Below are 25,291 nucleotides of genomic sequence, written 5' to 3'. Positions count from 1 at the left end.
CGGCGAGCAAGCCCCAGAAAGAAATCAATCAAAGGGTCGTCAATCAAAGGGTTAGTGCCGTGGACGGCGTGGCGGACGATGCCCTTCTTATCGACAACGATGGTCAGTGGGAAGCCCTCATAGCCAATCCATGCCATCATGTCCTTGGCCTCGACGAGGTGCGTCCATGTGAAATGGTGCTTGTCGGTAATACGCTTGGCGGTTTCGGCATCGTGGTAGGTGGCCGAGAAAAACTATCGCACCAGTGTCTTGCGTCTGCCATGGATATAGAGGCCAGGCTTGGTTGGCTTGGACAGAGCACGACCGCTCAGGTCGAACCAATACTGATCATCCTTAGCCTCCGACTGAACGGGGCTAAGGATAGCAGTTGGCGTTACCGTCTGTTCAGGAAAGGTGCCACGCACATACACCCGATAGCCCTTGGCAGCGAGCGAGAAGGTATGCGAGGCTGATAACGTGGTCTGCTGACGGCTGGTGCCCTGAGCAATGGTCTCACTATCAAGCCAGAGGCTCCAATCGCCGGCAGCAATACCATCGACCGTGGCGGTGACAGCTGTGGTAGCCATATTGAGCACTACCAACACCTGACTATCGCCCAGTGTACGGGTATAGGCCAGCACGCCTGTATTGCCCGTCACATTCAGCACGGTGGTGACAGGATTGTCGGCAGCCAGTCTGGCATCGCCCAGTGCAGGCACATCGTGCTTCAGGGCAAAGAGGGTGCGCAGGGTGTTCAGCATCTTATCGTCTTTTGTGGTCCAGTTTATCTTAGTATCGTTGAAGTAGTCGAGCGCCTGATTGCCACCCGTTTCCTGACCATTATAGATAAGCGGCATACCATAGACGGTATAAGCCAGCACCGTGAGAGGATAGCGGTTGGCGCCGTATTTCTGGGTGAGGGTCTTTTTCTCCTCATTATAGTTCTGGTCGTGGTTGGTGACATAGAGCATACGACCGAACGAGAGGTCAGCCGACTTTTCGAGCAAGGTGTTGATAAATGCCTTGAGGCGCGCCGAGGTTGCACTGGTGCCGTAGTTAGCCAACGACGACTGGAACTGCCAGGCGTAATCGTAGTCGAAGCCAACGGTCTTGAGTCGGGTGGCATCGGAAGCGATATCTGCCTCGCCAAGGAAAGTAAAAGCCGCAGCCTCGCTGCCAACGGCCTGAGCCTTATAGGCCTTTATCATCGGGATGGTGGTCTGCCAGTAGCTGGCAGGTATCTTCGGACTGCTGATATAATCGCAGCGATAGCCATCGATATCAGCCTGATCGATCCAGAACTTCAGACAGTCGTTCATGGCGTTCACCAAATCAGCATTGTCGTAATCGAGCTGCCACACATCGCCATAGTTGTTGGGATGGATCATCTGTCCACCACTCTTGGCATAGTACTCTGGATGTGTGGTCACCCAATCGGCATTGGTAGCCGTGTGGTTGGGCACCCAGTCGAGCCACACTTCCATCTGCAGTTCGTGGGCACTCGCCACGAAAGCCTTGAGATCGGCAATGGTGCCGTAATTGGGATTGGTCTGCTGGAAGTTGGTAGCAGCATAGGGACTGTTGATACCTCCACCACGGGGATAGATGGGCATGAGCCACACCACATCGACACCCAACGACTTAAGCTCCTGCAAACGAACCTGTGCTGCAGCAAAGGTACCTTCGGTAGTAAACGAGCCCACATTCATCTCGTAGACAACCCGATGGCCCTCAGGGCACTTTTCGTTCGAGTTATTGATATTATCAACATAATCGACAGCAAAACCTGTGCTTGCTATCAGAGAGAACACTAACGTCATTAACAATTTCTTCATAACAACCAGATATTTTAAAGGGTAAAAATGGGGCCACCGGTCTTCACAGAGCGGTGCACCCCCTATGAGTCAACTCAAATATCAGTAATACCTTTGTTTATATGATGAAGCAGGTCATTACTGTATAACATATCATACGGATCAGGGTTGGAAAGTGGTGGGATCAATCTCCTCGACACCTGAAGTCGTGATGTGCAGATAGACATCGTGATCGATGGTGTAGCCGTAATCAGACAACTGGTTGGAACCAGCATTGCTGAAGATGAGGTTCTCGCCAAGACCAGTATTAGCCTCACCCATATCGAAGTACTTATAGGTAACACCGTTGATGGTCTGCTCGCCAGTAACCGACATGCCAGGCCAATCGCCATTCAGATTGTTGGTGTCGCCCCACATATAAAGGGTCAGGGTGTCCCAGCCTGTCTCATCGTACACAAACACAGCATAGCCATCGTGTACCACCTTAGGCGCAGCGCCAATCTCCTCGACACCTGATGTCGTGATACGGAGATAGATGTTACGATCGATGGTGAAGTTGAAGTCGGCCAGCTGCTCACCATTACCACCATTATTGAAGATGAGGTTCTCAACCAGACCAGTGTTAGCCTCACCAAGGTCGAAGTACTTCCATGTGACGCCATCATGATTCCAGGTGCCAGTGACCTGCATACCGGGCCAGTCGCCATTCAGATTGTTGACATCGCCCCACATATAGAGTGTCAATGCATCCCAACCGGTCTGATCGTCGACATACACGCAGAAGCCATCGTGAGTGGGCTCTGGTGCCTCGCCACCACTCCAGTAGTAACTCTCCCAACGCTGTCCCCAGATATTGGTAAAGGTGCCAACACCTGGATTATCAGTATGCACAGCGCCCTCGCCTGCTACAGTGAGTTCCTTACCCTGAGTGGAGGAGTAGAAACAGAAGCCATCGGCCAGCGACTTACCGGCGACGAAGGTACTGGGATCAAGATAGATGCCCCACTTCACATTACTGTCGGGCGCTTTTGTCAACAGATACTGGGGATTGCCAATGGCCTCATCCTCGCCATTGAAGGCACCCGTGATATAGATTTCCTCGCTGGCAGTAGTGCCGAAAGGCGCAATGAACTCCAGCAGGATACGGTCGGCACGCGTTTCAAACTGCTGACGCTCGTGGTCAAACACGATGTCCTCATTGCTTGAGCAACTGCTCATCAGGCCAGAAAAGGCCAGCAGCGCCAGTAACAGACTATATATTTTCTTGTTCATAATTATCAATTGTCAATTATCAATTACAAATTACTTAATAGTTCGGGTTCTGAATCAGGCCCGGATTGACAGAGATGGCTGTCTGAGGCAATGGATACCACTCGTATTTGCGGTCGCGCTTAGCCGGCAGGTCGATACCATCCTCGGTAGCACGACCCCAGAACCACCACTGACCCTGCGTAAACTTATCAAAGCGACGCAGATCGGTACGACGGCGGTTGCCCTCGCCCAGATACTCCTTACCCCACTCTGAAAGCATCCAGTCCATATCGAAACTGTCGAAACCTGGACCAGGAACACTCAGTGCGGCAGTACGGTCAGCGCTTTTATAATAACGGGCACGTACGACATCTACATAGCTCTTAGCCTCGGCGCTGTTACCCTTGCGCATCTCGCACTCGGCCACATTATAGTATGCCTCGGCCAGACGGAACTGCACATCGTCGATGCTCTTGAAGCCGCCGTTCTCGTCGTTAGGATAGAGCGGATACTTGACCAGACGTACACCAGAGTTGGTCTCGCCCCAACGAGGACTCATCACCGGCTCCAGGTCGCGCCCCTGATTCAGGAAGGTACCCAACTGGTCGACAAACACTAGGTCCTGACCATCGCGGTCGGCATCGGCCTTCAGCACATCGCCTGTACCGAAGTTAGCACGCATGACACCCTTGAGGAACATGCCGGGACCGTGGGTCTTGGTAGCTGCATCGTAGGTATAGTTCTGCTTACGGATGTCGCGATCGTCGAAACGCTCGTAGGGAGCGCCCAGCTTATCGCCATAGTCTAAGAAGCACTTAGCACCGATAGAACCGCCTGTTGACTGAACTGTACCCGAGTTATCGAACGAAGGAACCAAGCATACGCAGTTCCAGGCACCAATGCCATCGTAGCTCTGTCCGAAGTAGTCGGCATAGCCATACCACATGCCCACCATGGTGCGCACGTTAGAGATGGCATTAGCTGCACCCTGTCCATCTTCAGCAGCCAATGCGAAGATCACCTCAGGACTCTTGACATTATCCATAGAATAGAGGTTACGATAATTATCGTCAATCGCATAGTCACCATAGACACCATTGATAATCTCCTTGGAAAGTGCCTCACACTCATCAAAATGCTTCTCGCCGATAAACACCTCGGCATTGAGCAGCAGACGCGCCTTGAGCAGACGGTTCATGGCCTGATTGGCACGATTCACCATCGAGTGGTTAGCATCGTCCTTAGCCAAAGCGCTCACAGTCTCATCGAGTTCGGTAGCAATGAAATCGTAAATCATCTTGCACGATGTATCCCAATCGGGATCGGCAGAGCCTGGTACCACGCTGCTGGCAGACGTGTTCAATGGCAGAGCACCACCCCAGAGCTCGAAGATACAATAATAGTTCCAGGCACGGATGGTACGGACCTCGGCTACATACTGTGCCAACTGTGCATCGGTCATGCCAAGCGCAGAGGCGTTCAGGCCTTCAAGGTCGCTCAACAAGAGGTTTGCCAGTCCGATAGCCGTCCAGGCACCATTCCAGGCATTGTTGATAATCGTAGACTCAGATGTCCAGTTGTGCCAAGAGAGTACGGTCTTCATGGCCTCATCCCAGCCCCACAGTCCACCATTCCATACACGCCAGGTGATCTGGTCGGATGGGTATTCTGAGAGATGGAAGAAGTTCTCACCAGCCAAGGTCTGTGAGGTCTGGCCATAGATGGCAGCCACAGCACCCTTTACACTGGCCTCATTCTGGTAATAGACACCGGCGTCGATACGGTCGTACACCTTCTCGTCGAGGTCGGTACATGCCGTAAGCCCCATACCCAGTGCCATCGCTAATATGCTATTCTTTATTGCTTTCATAATAATTATCAGTTTTCAATTAGTGGAAACGAAGTGTAACGCCCAGACTTACCTGAGTGGCCTGTGGATAGGCACTGTTAGAATCGATACCAGGAGTGATACCTGTTGAGGTGACGATAGAAGGATCGTTGCCCTTGTAGCCTGTCAATGTGAAGACATTCTTGGCAGTAAGGTAAACACGCAGGCTCTCAACCAGTTGACGGTTCTTAGGAGCGTAGGTATAGCCCAAGGTCACATTGTCGAGCTTAACGTAATCGCCCTTTTCGAGGAAGTAGCTGGAGATGATACCACCACTTGAGTTCACATCGGCATAGTCGGTATAGGCCGTACGCAGCACATTATCAGTACCAGCACCCTTCAAACCCATGCCATACTTGCGCATATTGAAAATCTCGTAGCCAAGTGCACTGCGGAAGAGCAGACTCAGATCCCATTTCTTATAGGTGAACGAGTTGCTCCACGACAGGAAGTGCTTAGGAGCACCATTGCCGATAGTACGTTTGTAAGAAGGATCGGCCTGAGCGGCAGGCACTTTATTACCATCGTTATCGTAGATGAGCAGCAAGCCGTTCTCATCGATGCCGGCATGCTCATAGCCATAGAACTGACCTATCTTGCCACCCTCCTCCACACGGAAGAAATACTCGCTGGTGCCAGGACCGGGCTTCTGATACAAATCGAGATAAGCCATCTGATAGGCATCACTCGAAAGCTTGGTCAGCTTGGTATCACCCATGCTCCAGTTAACACCAGTGGTCCACTTAAAGGCCTTCTTGGCAATCACATCGTAGTCGAGAGCCACCTCGATACCGGTATTCTTGGTAGTACCTACATTCACCAGGATGGTGTTGTAGATGAATGGAGGCTGGGGAGCGGTGTAGTTGTAGAGCAGATCCTGCGAACGACGGTCGAAATACTCTATGCTACCACGCAGACGACTCTTCAATGCCACGAAATCAATACCCACATTGAATGCCGTTGATTTCTCCCAAGCCAGATCGGGGTTAGCATTCAGCGATGGTGCATAACCGTTAATCCACTGATTGTCGATGAGATAAGCGCCACGAGTACTATAGGTAGCGATACTCTGATAGGCATTAAAGTCGGAACGACCTGTCACACCATAGCTCACACGGGGTTTCAAGCTCTGGAAGGTCTGCTGCAAGCTCTGTGCAAACGGTGTATTGACGATTTCCCATGCCAGTGAGGCTGATGGGAAGCTACCCCACTTCTTGTTGGCACCGAACTTAGTGCTACCCTCACGGCGCATAGAGGCCGAGGCATAGATCATATCGTTGAAATTATAATTCACACGTCCGAAGAAACCGATCAGTGTTGATTCGGATGAACCAGCCCAGAGGTTAGCCTTACCATCGCGCAGGTAGCTACCGTTACCAATGCCATGATACGACAGGGCATCGTAGACAAAGCCCATATTCTCGTTACCGCTCTGCTCCCACATACTACGCTCCCATGAATAGCCAAGCACTGCCTTTAGCTGATGGTGCTTGAGGGTCATGGTGTAGTTGATGAGGTACTCCAAGCGGTTGGTCCACCACTTCTGGTAGTTGATGCGGGCACGACCATCATAGCCGTTCCAGTACGACTCACTTGAGGTGGAGGGGGTGTAGAAGTTCTCCTTTAGATCGTTGTACTGCAGAGCGTAACTCAACGATGTGTTCAGATTGTGCTGCTCCAACTGCAGGATATTCAGCTTTACATCTGCATTACCCAGAAGGTAGATACGATCGCCCTGACTTACGTTCTCCTTCAGGTCGTTCACCGGGTTATGGATATCTGTAGGAGAGTTGGGCTGATAGTAAGTGCCATCAGGATTCTTTACCGGGATAGTAGGATTCATGGTGAGGGCAGTATCAAACAGACCATCGTTACCCCACTTCTCATGTACCTTACGGGCAGAAAGTGATGAGTTGAACTGCAAACGGTTGTTGAGCACACGCTGCTCGCCAACAAAGCGACCACCGTACTCCTCACGACCGGATACAATATCCAAGCCATTACCTTTCTTATAATTAACCGACAGACCGAAATAGCCGTTCTTGGTGGAAGAATCGAGAGAGATATACTGATTCAGACTGTAGCTGACAGGGCGCGTAATCTCGCCCCACCAATCGGTATCAGCACCATAGTCCTGACCACGACGTGAACGACGGAACTCATCGGTAGAGAGAATATCCACACGGGGTTTCTGAATATTGAGAGCAATATAGCTGTCGTAGGTTACGTTGGTGACACCAGCCGAACCCGAACCTTTCTTGGTTGTAACCAGAATCACACCATTAGCACCACGGGTACCATAGATGGCAGCAGAACCAGCATCCTTCAGTACGGTGATTGACTCAACATCCTGCGTAGCAATGTTACGCAGATCGCCACCAGCGATACCATCAATCACAACCAGTGGACCGTTGCTGGCTGTCAACGAACCAGCACCACGCACCTGGATATCGGTCATGGCATTAGGGTTGGCATCAGCTGTGGCAGCCACATTCAGACCTGCCACCTTACCGGCAATCAGCGCCATGGGGTCGCTGGCTGCACCCTGATTGAACTGGTCCTTACTGATCTGAACCACAGAGCTCGAGATCTCTTTCTTAGCCATCGAACCATAACCTACAACGACCACTTCGTTCAACTGAGCCACATCCTCCTTCAGCGTAATCTCCATACCATTCTTGGCAGGCTGCTCCTGAGGATTGTAACCGATGTAGGTGAACACCAACGTTGCGCCGGCCTGACATTTCAGGCTGAACTTTCCGTCGAAGTCTGTCACTGTACCGTTTGATGTTCCTTTGACTACAACCGAGGCGCCAATTACGGCGTCGCCCGTTTCATCCTTCACATGACCATTAATGGTGGTCTGTGCCGAAACATCCAAGGCGAAAAACATTACCGCCAGCAACATGAGCAGGCGATAACAAAGATTTTTCTTTCTTTTCATCTTCATTGGTTTTGTTAAAATTAGAGTTATAGAAAAATAGTTACTGTTTCAGATCATCAACCTTTTAAAGCTTTTCAATCCTAATGGCAACACCACCGCTACGAGCCAGTCGCAGGTGTAAGGTATCGCCTTTAGTCACTGTGATCTGGCGTATTGTCATCTCGTAAGGATGACGTTCAAAGTCGGCCTCAGGACCATCCTCATAGATGACTGCACGATAAGTGGTGGCTTCGTCCAGGAAATCGAGCACGACATCCAGATGGCGCGCTTCCTCGTTAGTGATACTACCGATAAACCACCTGTCGCCGCCACGCTCCTTTCGGGCTATGGTGATATACTTACCAATCTCGCCATTAGGCACCAATGTACGACTCCAGGTTGTAGGACAACTCTCGATAAAACTGAGTGCCGGCTGACCTTCGTAATTCTCGATGGCATCGGCCGCCATCTGCAGCGGACTGTAGATGACAACAAACTCGCCCAGCTGCTTGGCCAGCGTAGAGTGCGGATGTGTACCCGGCACAATCTCAGAGAAATTGAAGATGGCGGGGGTAAAATCGGTAGGACCAGCCAATCCACGGGTAAATGGTAGCGTAACAGTATGTGATGGCGGATTACCGCCACGACGGTCCCAGGCATTATATTCCTGACCACGAACACCCTCTTGCGTCATCAGGTTGGGCCAGGTGCGCTGGATACCTGTGGGCATAGCAGGCTCGTGGTTATCAATCATGATATGGTGCTTGGCAGCGCATTCTATCACACGACGGTAATGACGGATGCCATACTGCGACTTAGCCAGTTCCTTACCATCAAAATAGCGTCCCACGTAACCTGTCTTCACGGCACGAATGCCCAATCGCTCAAACCAGCTGAAAGCCTGCTCCATCTGGTTCTCCAACAGTGTGGCATTACCCCAGGTCTCTGTATGACCGATAAAGCGCACACCTTTCTGCAAGCCATAGCGAGTTACCTCGTCCATATCAAAATCAGGGTACGACTCCAGATAGCTGATCTTCTCGCCCTGTCCCCAACCTGGATTCCAGCCCTCGGCCAGTACACCACTGAAGCCATGACGGGCAGCAAAGTCCATGTAGCGTTTCACATTCTCGGTTGTAGCACCATGTGTGGGACCCAGCTCCCAGGTATTCTGCTTTTTATGGATGCTCCACCAGATACCGATGTATCGACCTGGCTCTATCCATGACATATCTTTAATTTGCGATGGTTCATTCAGATTCAGCATCAGGTTCGAGGTCAACAAACCACCAGCCGTCCTACTGATAATCATAGTGCGCCAAGGACTCTTCAGCTCACCCTGTGCATAGACCTTTACACCATTACGCCAAGGGGTGAGGGCCGTAAGCAGACGCACTGCACCGCCATCGCCAAAACGTGGTGTGAGGTTGATACTGGCGCAATCCTCAAGCGCAGCTTCGTGGATGGCCAGAAAAAGATCCTTCTCATACTCTATAGTAAGCGGTGTACAAACAGTATCCTTCTTACTCAGCAGGTCCTTCTTGTATATACCCTCGAAATACTCAGTGTGGTTTGAAGGAATAGACCATGCTTGGGCATCGTGCGACAGAGTCAACTCTGTCAGTTCATCCATGATCTGATATGCCTGTCCTTTACGACTATCTGGAAGAATATAGCGGAAACCAAAACCATCATTGAAAACACGGAATACCACCAGCATAGGATGTCCTGTCTTCTCACGGAAACTAACAGTCAACTCGTTGTAGTGGTTACGAGTAGTTTCGCATTCACCCCATGGCTGTGTCCAAGTCTCATCTTTTGAGGAACGGACCACTTTCCCCATCTTGGCATGGGCTCCCAACTCTCCATCAGCAATCAAGTAGCCTAAGTGAGACGGTGCAACAAGCGGCTTGCCTTCGTAGTCAACCATATAAAATGGACGATGGTTCTTCACACCGACGGTGACTATCACAGCACCGTCGGGCGAAGACACCTTAACATTCTCAGCGTTACCTGCTGTAACACCAAACAGTACGAAACCAACTAATATAACAAATCTAACAACTAACTTTTGCATAGTTTTGGAATTTTTGCGGCAAAGGTATGGATAACTATCAACCCTTCCAAGCGCAACTAACAAATATCTAAACCGATAAAAATGCAATACACTCATAATCAAAGATATACATTTTACACTCTTCTTAAAAATCTAAATCAAATCAACCCAAAATCAGCACAAAACAGCCTATTCTATTTGGTTCTTTCAGAATATTTTTATAACTTTGCCCCAGCGTTTTACAAGAACATTACTAACTTATGATAAGACGATTGCTTATTTTGATCCTAATGGTTTACGCGACAGACATTTCTGCCCAACGGACAAGTAACCAGCAGCTCTACCAGACACTTGATAGTCTGATAGCCAACTACGATCAGCTCACCGCTGAGAAAGAACATCGTGTAGCCGACATCAAAGAAGGGGTAAAAGGCATTAACCTCACACCTGAACAGCAATACGATCTGAACCAACGTCTCTATGATGAATATGTGGCCTATAAGTTTGACTCAGCTTTCTTTTATATCGATAAGAACGTGAAAGCACTCAGCGGTTCAAAAGACAAAGACCGTTTTGCTTCCAGTGCCGTCCGTATGGCACATATCCTGGCCGTGACAGGCCTCTTTGACCGTGCCCGCAGGTTACTTGACCAAGTGAATCCGGATTCCATCAGTGACCAACAGAAAATAGCCTATTATAACCAACAAAGCGAACTGAACATCTATCGGACAGAGATGGCACAATTCACACCTTACGTGCATGACTATATACAAAGAGCACAATACTACCGACAGTTGGTGATAAAGATAGCACCTGAGGACAGCTATGACCACATATTCAATCAAGCAACCTACACATGCGAGGAGGGAGATATTGACCAAGCCATCCAGATGCTTGAAGGCTATCTGCCCAAGCTACAGGAAGGCACACGTTCCTATAGCATCGTCACCAGTACACTGGCCTTTTTCTACCAAGCCAAACAGATGTACGAGCAACAGGAGCGATATCTGCTTCTGAGCGCCATCAGCGATGAACGGAGTGCCATCAGGGAAAACAATTCACTACGTTTGTTAGCCGAAATACTGATGGCACGTGGCGATAATGACAATGCTTACCGCTATCTCTATCAAGCCATCAGCGAGGCCCGGTTCTATGGCAGTCGCATTCGTATGATGCAAGTAAGTCACATGGCCCCACAGATATTACAGTTATATGATACAGAACGTGCGCAGACGCAACGGCGTACTACGCTCCTTCTCATCGTGATATCCATCATCTCTCTTTTTCTTGTAGGCATCTTCATCTACACCCTTATACTCTATCGGAAGAAGCATGCTGCGGGATTACAGATTATTGAGATGAACAAAATGCTGGCAAAGCACACTGAAGAGATTGAGAGTGTGAACACACAGATGAAAGAGGCCAACCGCATCAAAGAGGAGTATATCGGACGATTCCTTGAACTGAACAGTATGCTCCTTTCAGACACAGAACAACGGTTGAAGCAACTGAACCGACTGGCCAGAGAGCACAAACTGGAAGAACTGTATGCAGAACTAAAAACTATGGAACCTGTGAATAAGGGAATTCGCACGTTCCATAGTCATTTCGATACAGCCTTTCTTAATATCTATCCCCACTTTATCAGCGAGGTCAACAAACTGCTGACTGACAGCAACCAGTTTACCATAGAGAGTAATGCCACGCCAACCAAACGGTTGACGACGGAACTACGCATTCTGGCCCTGATACGCCTTGATATCACAGACAATCAGGAGATTGCCGACATTCTCCGATCCAGTATCACGACCATCTACACCTATCGGTCAAAACTCAAATCAAAAGCTATCAATAAAGATTCCTTTGAAGATGACGTCAGGCGGATAGCCACCTACTGATAACGGTCTATCTCCGCCAACCACCACGGTAGCCACCACGGTTATCGCGGCCACCCCACTTCTTATCGTAACGTCCATCGGTGTCAATCTTTCCACCGAACATATTGATACGATAACGCACATGAAGCATGGCATACGAGTTGATGCTGTTATAACGGGTATCGCTGCGGCCTGTGGCGTTGACCCAGCGCTCATAGTTGCTCTGCTGGCCTAACAGATCATAGAAATTCAATGCTACAATGAGCGATTTTGACTTCAGAAAAGCCTTAGACACCTGTCCATTCCAAAGAAACTCGTTGGTGTTCATCGACGAGTCGTTATAACCTCGACGACTGCGCTCATGAAAGTTACTGCTGATTTCAAATCCTGACGGCAGTCGAACCAGGAACTGTCCACCATAATTGAATTGCCAGGTATCGAGATTGGCAGTAGGTTGCAGTTCATTACGCGAGTGCTGATAATTGAGCTGACCATCCAGGGAAATCTCCAGCCAGTCATTGCGATAGCCCAGCGAGAGTCGCTCGTTCAGATTAGTAGTGCGAGTGGTGTTTTTGGCTGCATCGGCCTTATCCTGAGCCACATAACTCACCAGATTATTATAGCGAACACGCGTATCGGCACCTACATTCCAATGAGCAGTACTGTCGAGCGCAGTATTAAAGGTGACACCAGCATTCACATTCCAGTTGCCATTGATGTTCTCCGGACGGGTTTCGCTACCACCTGTTTCCGGGTTATAGCGGACCATGTTAGAGATGGCATTGCGGACATGACGATAATTGGCATAGACCACGATGCTACGCTTATAGCGGACAATATAGTTATTATAGTAACCATTAAGCGAGTTGGTGAACTGTGGTTTCAAACCAGGATTACCCTTAGTGATATAGAGTGGATTGGAGTCGTCGGTGATGTCGAGCAGCTGCGTCATCTCTGGCTGACGGGTATCACCACGATAATGTAACCACAGATTACTCTGATCGCTGAACTTATAATGGAAATCGAATGTCGGTGTGAGATTTGTTACCTGACGCACAGTATCTACATAGACACCACGATAGTTCTGAATAAAGTTTGAGTGCTGCGGCTGAACCAGGAAACCGATGTTATAATCATACTTCTCCTCATGGTGACGCAGATTAACACGCATATTGTGAGTATAGTTCTTATACTCTGAATAACGACTGAGATCACGCTCAAGATAGTTATCGAGCGTAGGATAGACGCTATGAAGCCAAGGATCCCAGGTGCGATACTCAGGGGTAACATCCGCAAAGATATTCTGTGGCAAATCACTAAAGTCGTAAGTCAGACGGTCGCTCTTGTTCCGGCTATATCGCAGTTCGTAACTTAACTGCAGATGTGCTCCCTTCCACAGCGGTTCGCTATACGAAGTACGTACCACATAGTCGTAATTGTCGGTCGGTGTGGTATTATAGCGAGCCGTATAGTATGTAGAATCATTTCCATATTGATCCTGTTTACGGAAAAGACGGACCTCATTGTCGCTCACATTCTGGCTTTCGCTATTGCCAACACTGCCTTCCAAGCGCAAGATGATATTGCGCCCGCGTGAATTCAATCGACGATACAACTGCATCATAGCCCAGGCGTTTTTGTTCTCGCTATAGGTCAGATTGGCATTCAGATTATGGTTTATCAGATAGGGGCCAAGCGATGAGAGCTGATTCAGAGGATCGGCTACATACAGATAAGGGTCGGCATCGAAAGTTGCTGCTACCGACTGGGTTGTTCCATCGTTGGTACCATAGCTGCCGTTGGCACGAACAAGGATATTAGTCAGACTATCGGGTTTCCACTCAAAGCGCATATTACCCCACCAGTTGTTGCTACGGGTGTAATTGGCAGTAAGGGTATTTGAAAAGGTACTACCCTCGCTATAGAAATCCTCCTTAGCATTCTCGGTTTGATTATCGCCACCGCGATGGTTCCAGCGGATGCTGGCATCGAATTTTACGGTATCGTTATCGAAGTTGAAATTAGAGCCCAACATCTTCCGGGCATTCAGTCCACGGCGATTCCACCAACCTGCATTCTCTTCTTTATTATTGAAATTGCCTAATAAGACAAAGCGTACCTTATCAGTGAACATACTTCCCATTCCACGTGAAGCATAGCGGTGCTTGGTTCCACCAGCCAAGTCGAGGTTGGTCATAAAGCCACGGTTCATACCTTTCTTTATTGAGAAGTCTAACACCGTTTCTTTCTCACCGTCTTCGATACCTGTAATACGGGCCTGATCACTCTGCTGGTCATAGAACTTCATGTTCTGAATGATATTAACGGGTATATTCTTCAGAGCCGTCTCTACATCGCCCAACATAAACTCTTTGCCATCAATCAGGATTTTCTTGACCTCCTTGCCATTGATGGTGATATTACCATCCTCATCGACCTCGGCACCGGGGATACGCTTAATCAGTTCCTCGATAGGCGAACCTTCAGGTGTACGATATGCCTCGGGATTATAGACAAGTGTGTCTTTCTTTACAATAACTTGTGCAGCACGACCTGTTATCACAGCCTCTTGCAGCATAATACTCTCAGACTCCATCAACAGATTGCCGATATCCTGATTCTCGTTACGTCGTAAGGTAATCTCTCGTTCGATGGTGAGATATCCCACCGACGATATCCGCAATCTGTAGGTGCCATTACGAGGAGCCACAATAAAAAAATTCCCATGGTCATTACTAACCGTTCCGCCAACAAAAGTACTATCAGAGGCGGTAAAAAGCTGGATGGTAGCCTGCATCATGGGTTCTTTCAATTCTGCATCAAGTAACTGGCCACGTACAGTAAGTTTACGATCCTCTGGTTCAGGCTGTGCCCAAGTAGAGAGGAAAAACTGGATCATTAAAAATATAAAAAATAGTTTTTTGTATTGCATATTGTTTTGTTAAAATGGGACAAAGATGGTATCGCGTTTGTCAAATGGAATGCCCATGCCCGTATCAGCAATGGCAAACTGAACGTGCGTCTCGTTCTTGCTGACGGATAGCTTAATGAAACCCTCAGAAGTGAACCGACAGGGAATGAAAGCCGATTTGCGCTCATCTGCCTCAACGATATAGCTGCTAAGCGGACCATCATTATCAGCAGAGACAACTAATTGGGCATGGGAAAGCGACTGGATAAAACTCTCAAAATATCGATTCTCCTTGATCAGTCGTTCTACCAGTTTCTGGTCAACTGCAAAAGTGCGATGTTCGAGAAAGGCCGTCATTTCTGCCTGTCGAAGTGTATTATCTATCCTCAGAGCAGTATTCTCGAGTGCCTGCATGGTGGTTTCGATAGTTTCGGCTATCACCACCTGTTGCGAAAAACGGACTAACAGGAAGATGACTACCCCATAGATTACAATAACAAATCCAGCCACCCAAAGTGTGAGCTGGGTGGTGAATGAACTGCGGATTCTATGGAATAAAGTCATTGATACAGCACACTTATTTAGGAGTGACAATATTTTTAAAGGATGAACCAAAGATGACATACTGTGTATTGCCGGCAATGGTACCCTCGTTCTGGCCCCAAAGGAATGGCCAGTCATCATAGTTCTCAAAATGATCGGGTTTGCGGAACAGTAAGCCAGGAGCCACATTACCAGGAATAAACGAGAAGTCGGCACGGTTGTTCCCGTAGAACACCTGCTTAGGACGAGCAGCTCCTACAACAGCCACAAACGAATAGTTATGATAAGGATGACAGCCGTAAAGCCAATTGGCGACACGATACACTTCGTCCTTTCTGACAATATCGGGGAAGTAAATATGAGCGTAGTTGACGGTGATACCGAAATTAAGCACCATGTTGACTCCAGCCCAGTTACCCAAGCCGATGGGTACGCCATAAGGATTCTGCTGATCGAAACTCTTGATATAAGCATTGTACTTTTCTACGTAGGGACGCAACTTCTTTTTGTAGGCCTCGTTCATATAGCGCACAGCATCAAGAGCGGTCTGCATACTAAATGCCACGTTGTGGTCGAGCGCCTTCCATATCTGTTTCTCAAAGCTAACAAGATACTGTTTCTCCCCAGTAGCGCCATAGAGTTGGAGATTAGTGGCCATATCACCCTGTTCTCCTCCACCCAGCCAACTGAAGTCAGCCTCCATCTGGCTATCGGTTGCAGTTTTCTTAAGCAGTTCATCTGCTTCCTTCTTCAAACGCTTCGATTGGGCGAGCGCACGTGCCGCGAGCTCATCATTATAGCCCTTCAGGGCATGACTGGCGGCAGCAAACATGGTGGCTGCACGCTGATCGAGTTGAGGACTGCGGGTGGTGAAAGCCCACATATCATCGGGCGTTCCACTCCGTTTTCCATCGGCCGACACCTCATAGGGTTTCAGACTCGGATCGTAATGCAAGCCATCGGTAATCGAGGCCGCATCACCCAGATGATGATAATTATCCAGTACCGAATTAGAAAGTGTAGAAGCCATATGCCCAATCTGTTCTGCCTGAGCCACAAGGTTCAGTGTACCATGCTCTATAAACTGCAGGATATCGGGCACTCCATCAGGACGATGCAAATCCACATAGCGCTGCTGCTGGCTGACGAAGGTCTCATCGCGCTGAGGTTTGAAAAGCTCCCAAGTGCGGATAAAATTCTGTACCACATTGATGTTCGAACCTGTTTCTATGTCAAAGTCTCCAGCATCAAAGAATCCACCGACATTCAGTCCAGGAATCAGTTCCAAAGGCTTGTATTTGGTATCAGTGGTCTCACCCTGTCGGTGCAAATCGAAGTGATCGCTTGGTGGTGCCTGCAGATAGCCTTCCTTAAAGGGTTCGCCATGCCAGGTACGATAGCCCTCATTCACGTACATGTGGTTCATGTGGATAGGAACCCATACATCAGTAGTCGCATCAGTAATCTTATCATAAACGTGCTTATCGATAAGGAAATCATTACTTCGAGTGTTACCATACTGAATATAGTACACTCCTGGCTGACATACTGATGAGAAATCGAACTTCACATAATTATATTTATAATAAGGTCCCCAGTTCTTGACTTCCCCAACAAAGGCCTGTTCCGTTGTACCATCGTCCTTCATACGCATCAGAACTGCAGATGATTCGGGATGATCGTTCTTATCCAATTCGATAACAGCCACCTTGGGCTGTTCTGGGGTATAGCCTACTTGCGAGAAACCGATGTTGGGCTCACGAATCCAACCAGGAATAGCATAAGGTTCTACCAGCCACGTAACAACCTTTCCAGTTTTTCCCGAAGGCAACTCACTACGCAGGACATACCACCCATTCTGGGCAAGAACACGTCCATCGTACAATTTAAGTTCTGCATCACTACTGCTGATACTGACCATACGCTCAGGCTGGTCGGTAGCAAGCGTTATCTGATGACCTGTCTCTATCGGCAACGGATCAATAAAGCAATCGGTACCACGATCATCGTACGTCTTAAATCCCTTAAACTGGCGTGGTTTCTCGTTATTCGGACGGGTTATGGTCTGACTGGTTGCATAACGAGGCAGACGTCCCAACCGGCCATCTACACGATATGTCTTCAACCAATACTGAGAGGGCAGGAATTCCAAGTTAAAACCTGCCTCACCAGCCAACTTCTCTGGCACAGGCTTATCAAGCCAAACGGCGATTTCTACGGCACGCCCCTTGGCGGTCACTACTACCCTACTATCGAAATCGTAGTCGTCATAGCGCATCACAACCTCTATACTTCCCTTCTCACGATCCACCTTGCGGGCAATAATCTTGGGAACCAGATCCCATTGCTCTGGAGTGTTATTCAGGCGGACTGCACCTCCCTGAACGGTCCGGACTCCATGATGGATAATCTCTATTCCCGAATTCTTCTCATCATTGAAACCTCCATTGAAATCATTGCTGAAAACCAAGACGTTGACCCCTTGTCTTTCAAAATACTCACGATCGTTCAGTTTCAGGCCCTGTGCCTGTAGAAACACAGGTACAGTAAGCAGCGTTAATAGTGATAATAAGTTCTTCATAAACCCAGCGTTTTCTATTTTATTATTCTGATTGTTTATCGGGTGCTGTCTCTAACTTCAAAACGCGCTTTCACAATGACATGCTGTACACAAGTATCACCATTCATCTGATCGAACAGTAACTTGAAGGCTTTCAGACCTATCTCCTTCTGATTCTGCTTCACAAATGACACACGGGGCGATGCAACATCCGACACCCAGTCGCTCATATAGCCAATGATTGAAACGTCTTCAGGAATACGCAAACCTCTACTCTCTACAGCCTTCATAGCCGACGTGACCAATAAGCCGTGAGTAGCGATAATTGCATCAGGAGGTTCGGGTAAATCCAGCAGTTCCAATGTATCGGTCAATCCGGAGTTATAGCTAAAATAGTTACATTTCACCAGGTTCTTTCTGACGGGTATATTCCGTTCATGCAGCGCTTCAAGATAGCCATGCTTGCGATCAGAAGTTTGCTTCAGTTTGTTAGGGCCACCCAAAAAAGCAATCCTTTGAGCCCCTCTGTCAACAAGATAGTTGGTGATCTTACGAGCGGAATCAGCATCGTTGATAACGACCGACGAAATATCTATATCCGCATCTCTATCAAACAAGACAACTGGCATATGTATCTTTCTCAATCGCTGTATATGGGCATAGTCGGTTGTCTCTTGCGACAAACACATGATAATGCCTTCTACATGCATATTTACCAACAACTCCAAACAGTATTTCTCGTTTTCGTATTTATCATCCGTATCAGTAATAATGCACATGTAGCCTTCTTTTCGGGCCTCAGCCTCGATACGCTTCACGATATGGGCAAAATGATTGAACGAAACATCAGGCACAATGATACCTATCGTTCTTGTTGTATCATAACGAAGACTAACGGCAAATGGATTAGGACGATAGCCCTGTTCTTTGGCCAAATGCAGGATTTTTTGACGAAGTTCGGTACTGACTCCCTCCAAACCGCGTAATGCACGCGATACGGTAGAGACGTTTACTCCTAATAAATTAGCGATTTCCCGCTGTGATATCCGTTTCATCTGTAATATAGTTTTGTTAGCTCTACAAAAGTAACATTTTTACTCAAAAACAGAACGCAACAATCAGGAAAATGTTGCGCAACGGGTTGCGTAAATTACTAATTATAACGCCACCAACTTTCACAAGTCAATGGCGCTACTTCACTACTGTATTCAATGATATGCAATATAAATACGCTATACTGTAGTATCATCAAACGGGCAATATCTAATATTCCTGTGTTGTAATCGTGCTACAAATTAAAGAAAAAAAAGCGAAACCAGGAATACATATGTACAAAAAATATACCGCAACGCGTTGCGGTATATTTCCTATATTTTAAGGTAAACTTATCCAACCTTCAGACACATCATGGTCAAGTCATCGTTAGGATCAGCTCCCTTACGGTGCTCCTCAACCTGACGTTTCAAGGTCTCAACCACCTGCATGGCATTAACAAATTTCGTTTCACGAAGCACATCAAGCATATGGTCGTCACCAAAACGAACCAAATCAGGATTCTCAGCTTCGTTCAGGCCATCGGTATAGATAAAGAGCGGTTTACCCTTGATGCTATCAATGCACTCGCCTTCGTACTCAATCCCCTGCCACAAACCGATAGGCGCATTTGGAATCATCTTGAGGAAGTTACCACCATCAGCATCACCTCCAAGTACTGGAGGATTATGACCTGCATTACAGAAATCGAGACGACCTGTAGTCAAATCCACCAGACCAATAAACATGGTGATAAACATGCCGTTCTCGTTATTCTCGGTCAACTCGTCGTTGATACGATTACATATCTCTGCAGGAGAATAGTGATGTTTTGCCATAGCACGGAACAGACGGATAACCTGTGCCATGAAGAGCGAAGCAGGTACACCCTTACCCGATACATCGCCGATAGCAAAGTAGAGATGATCCTTCTCCATGAAATAGTCGTAGAGGTCACCTCCGACTTCCTTAGCAGGAGTCATCGACGCAAAGAGATCCAATCCCTCGCTTTCCAAATTGGCTGCAGGAATCATCGACATCTGGATGTCGCGCGCGATACGAAGCTCACTCTCAATACGTTCACGGGCTGTTGTCGCCTCCTCCAGCTGTCCATAGGCTTCCTGCAACAGATTGAACGCCTTACGCTTATGAATCACATAGAAGCCCAAGAAACCTGCCAACAGAACAAAACCAATACCGAGGCTGATAAGACGCTGACGGAACATCTCGTGTCCACGTTTCTCTATCTCCCACTGACTGCGCTGCAGCTCCTCCTCCTTCTGATGGGTCTCGTAGATAGTAGCCATTTCGGCTGTATCATCACGCTTTGACCAAACCAAAGCCGAATCATATGCATTGCAGATCTGTGTAGCCACATATAAGGCAGAATCTCTATGACCTGCACCAATATTAGCACGATACTTCGGAATGAGATACATGCTGATATTATCAAGTGTCATCTTCATGCCACGGAATTTTATCCAATGGTCGAGTGTACGGAAGTTCTTGGCAGCCTCATCATAACGATGCGCTATCATCAGATAGTCATTAGCATCCAATTGTCCCTGTTCAGTTTGAGCATAATCTGTTTTCAGGAAGCCTGCGAAAGCTGCTTCTGCCTCTGCATGACGACCTGCGTCATAAGAAGTCAGGGCATTGAACAAACGGATACGCGCACGATAGCGATCACAGAAATCAGCGTCAGCATCCGGACGCAAGCGATAAACATAGAGCAACGAATCGGTGCGATCATTCCACTTCTTACCCTCTTTATAATGTTGGGTATTAAGACAGGCTACTGTGATATTGTTAACACCGAGAATAGCTGAACGGATACGCGAACCATTGGTATCTTTCTTCGAAATTGAAGTCAAATAGTGATTAAAGGCATTCTCATAACTCTGCGCAGCATCCTTGTCGTGACCAAGATACATCTGTGCTGAGCCAATCACGTAATAGAGCACAGCCAAATCACGAGACTGAGCCTTATCACGTCCCTCCAATTTTTCAACGGCAGGCATAGCCACACGCAAGGTTGCTTCATAGTCGTTCTTAACAGAAAGCGATTGAGCAAGAGTTCTTGCCGCACGGCTATAGGGAATCAAATCCTTATCGTCCAAATGCTCAACGCTCAGCGCCTTCTTATAATAGACCTCAGCTTCGCCTTTTCTTTTCTGGCTATTCAAGGCCGAACCACGCAAATAGTTAGCTCTGACCATGCTGATATCTCCTGTTTTCTCCAAACTGTCTGCCAAGAAGAACTTGCGATCATAGTCTTTCGCGTTTTCAGCTTTTAAGACCATGCTGTCAATCAGATTCATCTTCACTGAGTCCTTAGCAGAGTTCTTGCCACTACCTTTCCAAGAGCGGTCATCCTTACTTCCACACGAAGCAACGAAGGCGATTACCAGGAGGACAGCTATCCCTAAACACCATTGTTTCAGTTTTCCCATTACCTTTTGTTATTTTTATTCTTTTATTTTAAATATTCAGCAAAGTCTGTCAGTTTCATGTCGCCCTTACGAGCCAGTGTGTCATGCATGGCAAATGCAGCTGTGAGGTTGTGTCGTGTTTGTCCCATCTTAGATATCTTAAGGTAATCCCACAACAGCTGTTTATAATCGGGGTGTGCACAGTTCTCAATGATACACTCGGCACGTTGTGCGGGGCTCTTACCACGAAGGTCGGCAACACCCTGTTCAGTAACGATGATATTGACATCATGCTCCGAAGAGTCCTGATGGCTAACGAAGGGCACGATAGAACTGATGACGCCACCCTTAGCGATGGAAGGACAAGTGAAAATCGAGAGATAGGCGTTACGGATAAAGTCGCCGCTACCACCGATACCATTCATCATCTTCACGCCGCTGATATGGGTCGAGTTCACATTTCCATAGAGGTCGGCTTCGATAGCTGTATTAATAGCAATCACACCCAGTCGACGTATCACCTCGGGTGAGTTTGAAATCTCACTCTGGCGCAGTGTCAGGTGCTGCTTCATATAGTCCATATTGTCGTAAACCTGCATCAAACACTCGTTCGATACTGTCAGTGAACAAGCAGAAGCATCTTTTACACGACCGTTCAGCATCATCTCGATGACTGAGTTCTGAATAACCTCGGTATAGATATTGAAGTTCGGTACATGTTTGTCCTCACCCAAAGCACCCAAAATAGCATTTGCTGTAGAACCCACACCGCTCTGGAGAGGCAAGAACTCCTTGGGGATACGACCTTTGTGCATTTCTTCTACCAAGAACTCTGCAGTCAGGAAACCAATCTTATCGGTTACTGGGTCACTATCCTTGAAAGCACGAGCCTCGTCAGGGATGTTACACTCTACCACACCGACCACTTTGTCCTTGGGGATTGACACATAAGGAACACCGATACGATCGTTTACCTTTTCAATCATGATAGGCTTGCGGTAAGGAGGATCCAATGGTTCATATACGTCGTGAATAAACTTGGCATTAGGATTATGGAAAGCATTCAATTCCAAAATTACCTTTTTGGCCAAACGAGCTGCTGTGGGAGAGATACCGCCGGCAGCAGTCAGGTATACATGATAATCGTTACCTACTTCTTCAATATCACAGACTTCGAGGATGGCCCAGTCCACATCGCCATAAAATCCATAACGAAGCTCCTGTGCCATATGACTCAGATGAAGATCGTTATAAGGAATCTCACCCAAATTAACGTGCTTACGGAAATCAGGGTTTGTGGTATAAGGAGCACGATACTTGATCGCCTGAGCATTAGCCAGATCTCCATCAGTACTCTGTCCAGTTGAAGCACCAGTAAAAATACCCACTTTAAACTCGCGACCAGCCTCGTGTTCGGCAACCGCAATCTTAGCTAGTTCTTTTGTTGTTGCTTTAGCCACACCTGCAGGTGTAAAGCCACTCATAGCGATATTCTCGCCATTCTTAATCAGCGCTGCAGCCTCGGCAGCAGTCAAACGTGTATACGACATAATAGACCAAAATTTGCAAATTTGGGTGCAAATTTACATCATTTTGGCGAAACCACCAAAAAAACGGCTCAACTTTTAACCATTATAAGTACTCCATCAACACATCCCACACGGCAATGATGTGACAAACACTGCCTGCGAGCACAAAAAAGTGGAATACGGAATGCATATATTTGGTCTTATTCAAAGAATAAAAAACGGCGCCAGTGATGTAGCTAACACCTTCGGCAACAATCCAAATAACAGCTGCCGTCGACACCGAATCAATCAAAGGTTTGAAGGCAACAAGCACACTTAATCCCATGCCGACAAAGCAGAATGTTTCAACATTGGAATGCTCCTTTAAATGGATAAAACTGATGATTGTACCAGCAATGGCACAAGCCCATACAAAGCAGAACAGCCCCCATCCCCAATAGCCTTGTTCACGAAGTGCTACCAGCGTGAGAGGTGAATACGAGCCGGCAATATGCCAGTAAATAGCGGCATGATCCCATTTTCTGAGGCGCTCCTTCCACTTGGAATGATGTTTTATCGAATGATAGAGTGTAGAAGCAATGTATGACCCCAGCATACCAAACAAATAGAGAATGACGCCCCAGCGAGCCCAATTGTTATCGGTCTGAAAACACCAAATAAGAAAAATAATGCCAAACACCACACCCAGCAGGATGCCCCCGCCGTGCGATGACGCATTCCATATTTCTTCTTTTTTTGTATATCTTATCATAACACTATCTAATGAGATGGTACAAAGATAGTAACTTAAATTGAGACTTAAAGCCATTTTGCAACTTTTTTTAACTTTACACGGAAAAAAAAGGCGAATTATTTGGAACTTTCGGATATTTTTCATATTTTTGCCCCACGTATTGACCCCAAACTCAAAATATTACGAGACAAGATAATTCAGTTATTCACAACTTAAACAATTTCTAATTATGAAAGCTATTAAGATTTTCGCAGCATTATTCATGCTGTTTGCCGTATCGGCAAGTGTAGGTGCTCAGAACCTGAGCAAGGCTGACCAGAAGCTGCTCAAGAAATCTGTAAAAGAGTACAAGTCACAAGGATGGCAGGTCAACCCTGGTCAGTTACCTCTGGAGACTCAGGTTACAAAGGCATTTGAGGCCAGACTGGAAAGAGATTCTTCTGGCGGCGAGGCATGGATCACTGGTGAAGGCCGTAGCATAGGTACCATTTATGATGCTGCCAGAACTCAAGCCCTATCATTCTCAAGAGGCGAAATAGCCAACAAGTTGACAACCCAAGTATCAACAACTATTTCTGAAGACCTAGCCAACGAACAATATGGCAACGACGAGGCTGAATCTGTTGCTAAGACTATCATGGCCCGTGAAGGTCGTAGCGTCGATCAGTCTATCAAGCGCCCCATCACTCTAATGGAATGCTTCCGTAAATTGTCAAACGGAAATACTGAAGTTCTGATTATCCAGGCTATTTCGTCAGAAAATGTTGAAAAACTGGCCAAAGCCGCTCTTCAGAGAGCACGTCGCGACAATTTGCTGAAAGATGTCGAGAAACTTAAGAATCAGGAATAAATAACAGTATATGAAGCAATTACTCATACTGATCACCATATTCTCCTGGGCGCTATGCAGTAGCGCTCAGGAGAAAGGTAAAGTGAAAACGGTCGAGGCCAGTTATCTCTATGAGATACCCGCCAACCTTTCACTTGAACAAGCCAAACGTATTGCCCTTGTCAAGGCGCAGAATGACGCCATCGAGAGCGAGTTCGGCCTCACTGTGGGAAGTGTCAATGTGACTGGCGTAACGAACATCAACGGTCAGTCGAGTACATCATTCCACTCCATGACAAGTGATCAGGTAAGAGGTGTATGGCTGGGCGATGTGAATGAGCCGAAATTCGAGCGCGTAATGGAAAACGGCCGCGATTTTCTGAAGGTGACCGTCAAAGGCAAGATCAGAGAATTGGTTGCCGCCGGCGTAGAATTCGACGCCAAACCCCTTCGCCGGCATCCTGACAAGGGAGACGAAGCCACCACGTTCAAAAGCGGCGACGACTTCTACCTATATTTTCAATCACCAGTCGATGGCTATCTGACAGTGTTCCTGTTTGATATCCAGAGTAATCAAGTTTTCAGCTTGCTTCCCTATCAAAGTTCAGGCAAGGGGTCGTTTGCCATCACTCATGACAAAGAATATTATCTATTCTCTGAAACTAAAGCTGGACCAGAAGATGGTGCTGTTGACGAACTAACATTAACCTGTGCCGATGAAAATACAGAAGAATACAACGACCTTTACGTCATCTTCTCACCTAACAACTATGCAAAAATCAGTTCTAAGGTAGGTCAGCAGAAACTGACTGACACCTTGATTATTCCAAGTTCATTAAGTTACAAGGAATTTAATGCCTGGCTGACAAAATATCAGCAGAAGGACGAACAGATGCAGGTAAAGCGCATCCCTATTCGAATAGAAAATAACTAA

15 protein-coding genes are annotated in these 25,291 nt (G+C 47.4%); 3 read left to right on the top strand and 12 right to left on the bottom strand.

Annotated elements, in window-relative coordinates; translation table 11 throughout:
• Positions 1 to 233 precede the first annotated feature (233 nt).
• The 5 genes from T491_RS0101675 to T491_RS0101655 form a co-directional block, all read right to left on the bottom strand.
• Positions 234 to 1,814, bottom strand: coding sequence for an alpha-amylase family glycosyl hydrolase (locus tag T491_RS0101675; protein ID WP_028902338.1), 1,581 nt, complete (start codon positions 1,812 to 1,814; stop codon positions 234 to 236).
• 141 nt (positions 1,815 to 1,955) lie between these two features.
• Positions 1,956 to 3,065 carry a starch-binding protein gene (locus T491_RS15460; RefSeq protein ID WP_051522913.1) on the bottom strand — a complete coding sequence of 370 codons (1,110 nt, stop codon included), beginning with the start codon at positions 3,063 to 3,065 and terminating at the stop codon, positions 1,956 to 1,958.
• A 34-nt stretch (positions 3,066 to 3,099) separates the two neighbouring features.
• Positions 3,100 to 4,914, bottom strand: a complete 1,815-nt coding sequence (locus tag T491_RS0101665) for a RagB/SusD family nutrient uptake outer membrane protein (RefSeq protein WP_028902337.1) — start codon at positions 4,912 to 4,914, stop codon at positions 3,100 to 3,102.
• A gap of 19 nt (positions 4,915 to 4,933) precedes the next feature.
• On the bottom strand, positions 4,934 to 7,882 hold the full coding sequence (locus T491_RS0101660) for a SusC/RagA family TonB-linked outer membrane protein (RefSeq protein WP_028902336.1): 2,949 nt from the start codon (positions 7,880 to 7,882) through the stop codon (positions 4,934 to 4,936).
• Positions 7,883 to 7,940: 58 nt separating this feature from the next.
• Positions 7,941 to 9,932, bottom strand: a complete 1,992-nt coding sequence (locus tag T491_RS0101655; protein WP_028902335.1) for a glycoside hydrolase family 97 protein — start codon at positions 9,930 to 9,932, stop codon at positions 7,941 to 7,943.
• 269 nt (positions 9,933 to 10,201) lie between these two features.
• On the opposite strand from T491_RS0101655, the gene T491_RS0101650 reads away from it, so the two are divergent.
• A complete protein-coding gene (locus T491_RS0101650) occupies positions 10,202 to 11,809 on the top strand; it encodes a DUF6377 domain-containing protein (protein ID WP_028902334.1) in 1,608 nt (535 codons plus the stop codon).
• A gap of 7 nt (positions 11,810 to 11,816) precedes the next feature.
• Here the strand turns inward: T491_RS0101650 and T491_RS15455 are convergent, their stop codons facing one another.
• The 7 genes from T491_RS15455 to T491_RS0101615 form a co-directional block, all read right to left on the bottom strand.
• Positions 11,817 to 14,687: a TonB-dependent receptor gene (locus T491_RS15455; RefSeq protein WP_231480156.1), complete on the bottom strand. Its 2,871-nt coding sequence runs from the start codon at positions 14,685 to 14,687 to the stop codon at positions 11,817 to 11,819.
• 42 nt (positions 14,688 to 14,729) lie between these two features.
• Positions 14,730 to 15,263 carry an ATP-binding protein gene (locus T491_RS0101640; protein WP_028902333.1) on the bottom strand — a complete coding sequence of 178 codons (534 nt, stop codon included), beginning with the start codon at positions 15,261 to 15,263 and terminating at the stop codon, positions 14,730 to 14,732.
• A 13-nt stretch (positions 15,264 to 15,276) separates the two neighbouring features.
• Entirely contained in the window at positions 15,277 to 17,823 is a 2,547-nt protein-coding gene (locus T491_RS0101635) for a glycoside hydrolase family 9 protein (RefSeq protein WP_028902332.1), read from the bottom strand.
• A gap of 35 nt (positions 17,824 to 17,858) precedes the next feature.
• A complete protein-coding gene (locus tag T491_RS0101630) occupies positions 17,859 to 18,857 on the bottom strand; it encodes a LacI family DNA-binding transcriptional regulator (RefSeq protein ID WP_033149220.1) in 999 nt (332 codons plus the stop codon).
• Positions 18,858 to 19,187: 330 nt separating this feature from the next.
• Positions 19,188 to 21,287 carry a PP2C family protein-serine/threonine phosphatase gene (locus tag T491_RS16875; protein ID WP_051522912.1) on the bottom strand — a complete coding sequence of 700 codons (2,100 nt, stop codon included), beginning with the start codon at positions 21,285 to 21,287 and terminating at the stop codon, positions 19,188 to 19,190.
• 23 nt (positions 21,288 to 21,310) lie between these two features.
• On the bottom strand, positions 21,311 to 22,816 hold the full coding sequence (locus T491_RS0101620; protein WP_028902329.1) for a succinate CoA transferase: 1,506 nt from the start codon (positions 22,814 to 22,816) through the stop codon (positions 21,311 to 21,313).
• Positions 22,817 to 22,898: 82 nt separating this feature from the next.
• Positions 22,899 to 23,546 carry a hemolysin III family protein gene (locus T491_RS0101615; RefSeq protein ID WP_033149267.1) on the bottom strand — a complete coding sequence of 216 codons (648 nt, stop codon included), beginning with the start codon at positions 23,544 to 23,546 and terminating at the stop codon, positions 22,899 to 22,901.
• 211 nt (positions 23,547 to 23,757) lie between these two features.
• Here T491_RS0101615 and T491_RS0101610 point away from each other — a divergent pair, with 211 nt between their 5' ends.
• Together T491_RS0101610 and T491_RS15450 are read left to right on the top strand one after the other, a co-directional pair.
• Positions 23,758 to 24,378 carry a hypothetical protein gene (locus T491_RS0101610; RefSeq protein ID WP_028902327.1) on the top strand — a complete coding sequence of 207 codons (621 nt, stop codon included), beginning with the start codon at positions 23,758 to 23,760 and terminating at the stop codon, positions 24,376 to 24,378.
• Between the two features lie 10 nt (positions 24,379 to 24,388).
• Positions 24,389 to 25,291 (top strand): hypothetical protein, encoded by a 903-nt coding sequence (locus tag T491_RS15450; RefSeq protein WP_155949988.1) that lies wholly within the window; start codon positions 24,389 to 24,391, stop codon positions 25,289 to 25,291.

It is taken from the genome of Prevotella sp. P6B4 (assembly GCF_000619985.1).
Taxonomy (GTDB): domain Bacteria; phylum Bacteroidota; class Bacteroidia; order Bacteroidales; family Bacteroidaceae; genus Prevotella.
This window is presented reverse-complemented; position numbering and strand designations above follow the sequence as displayed.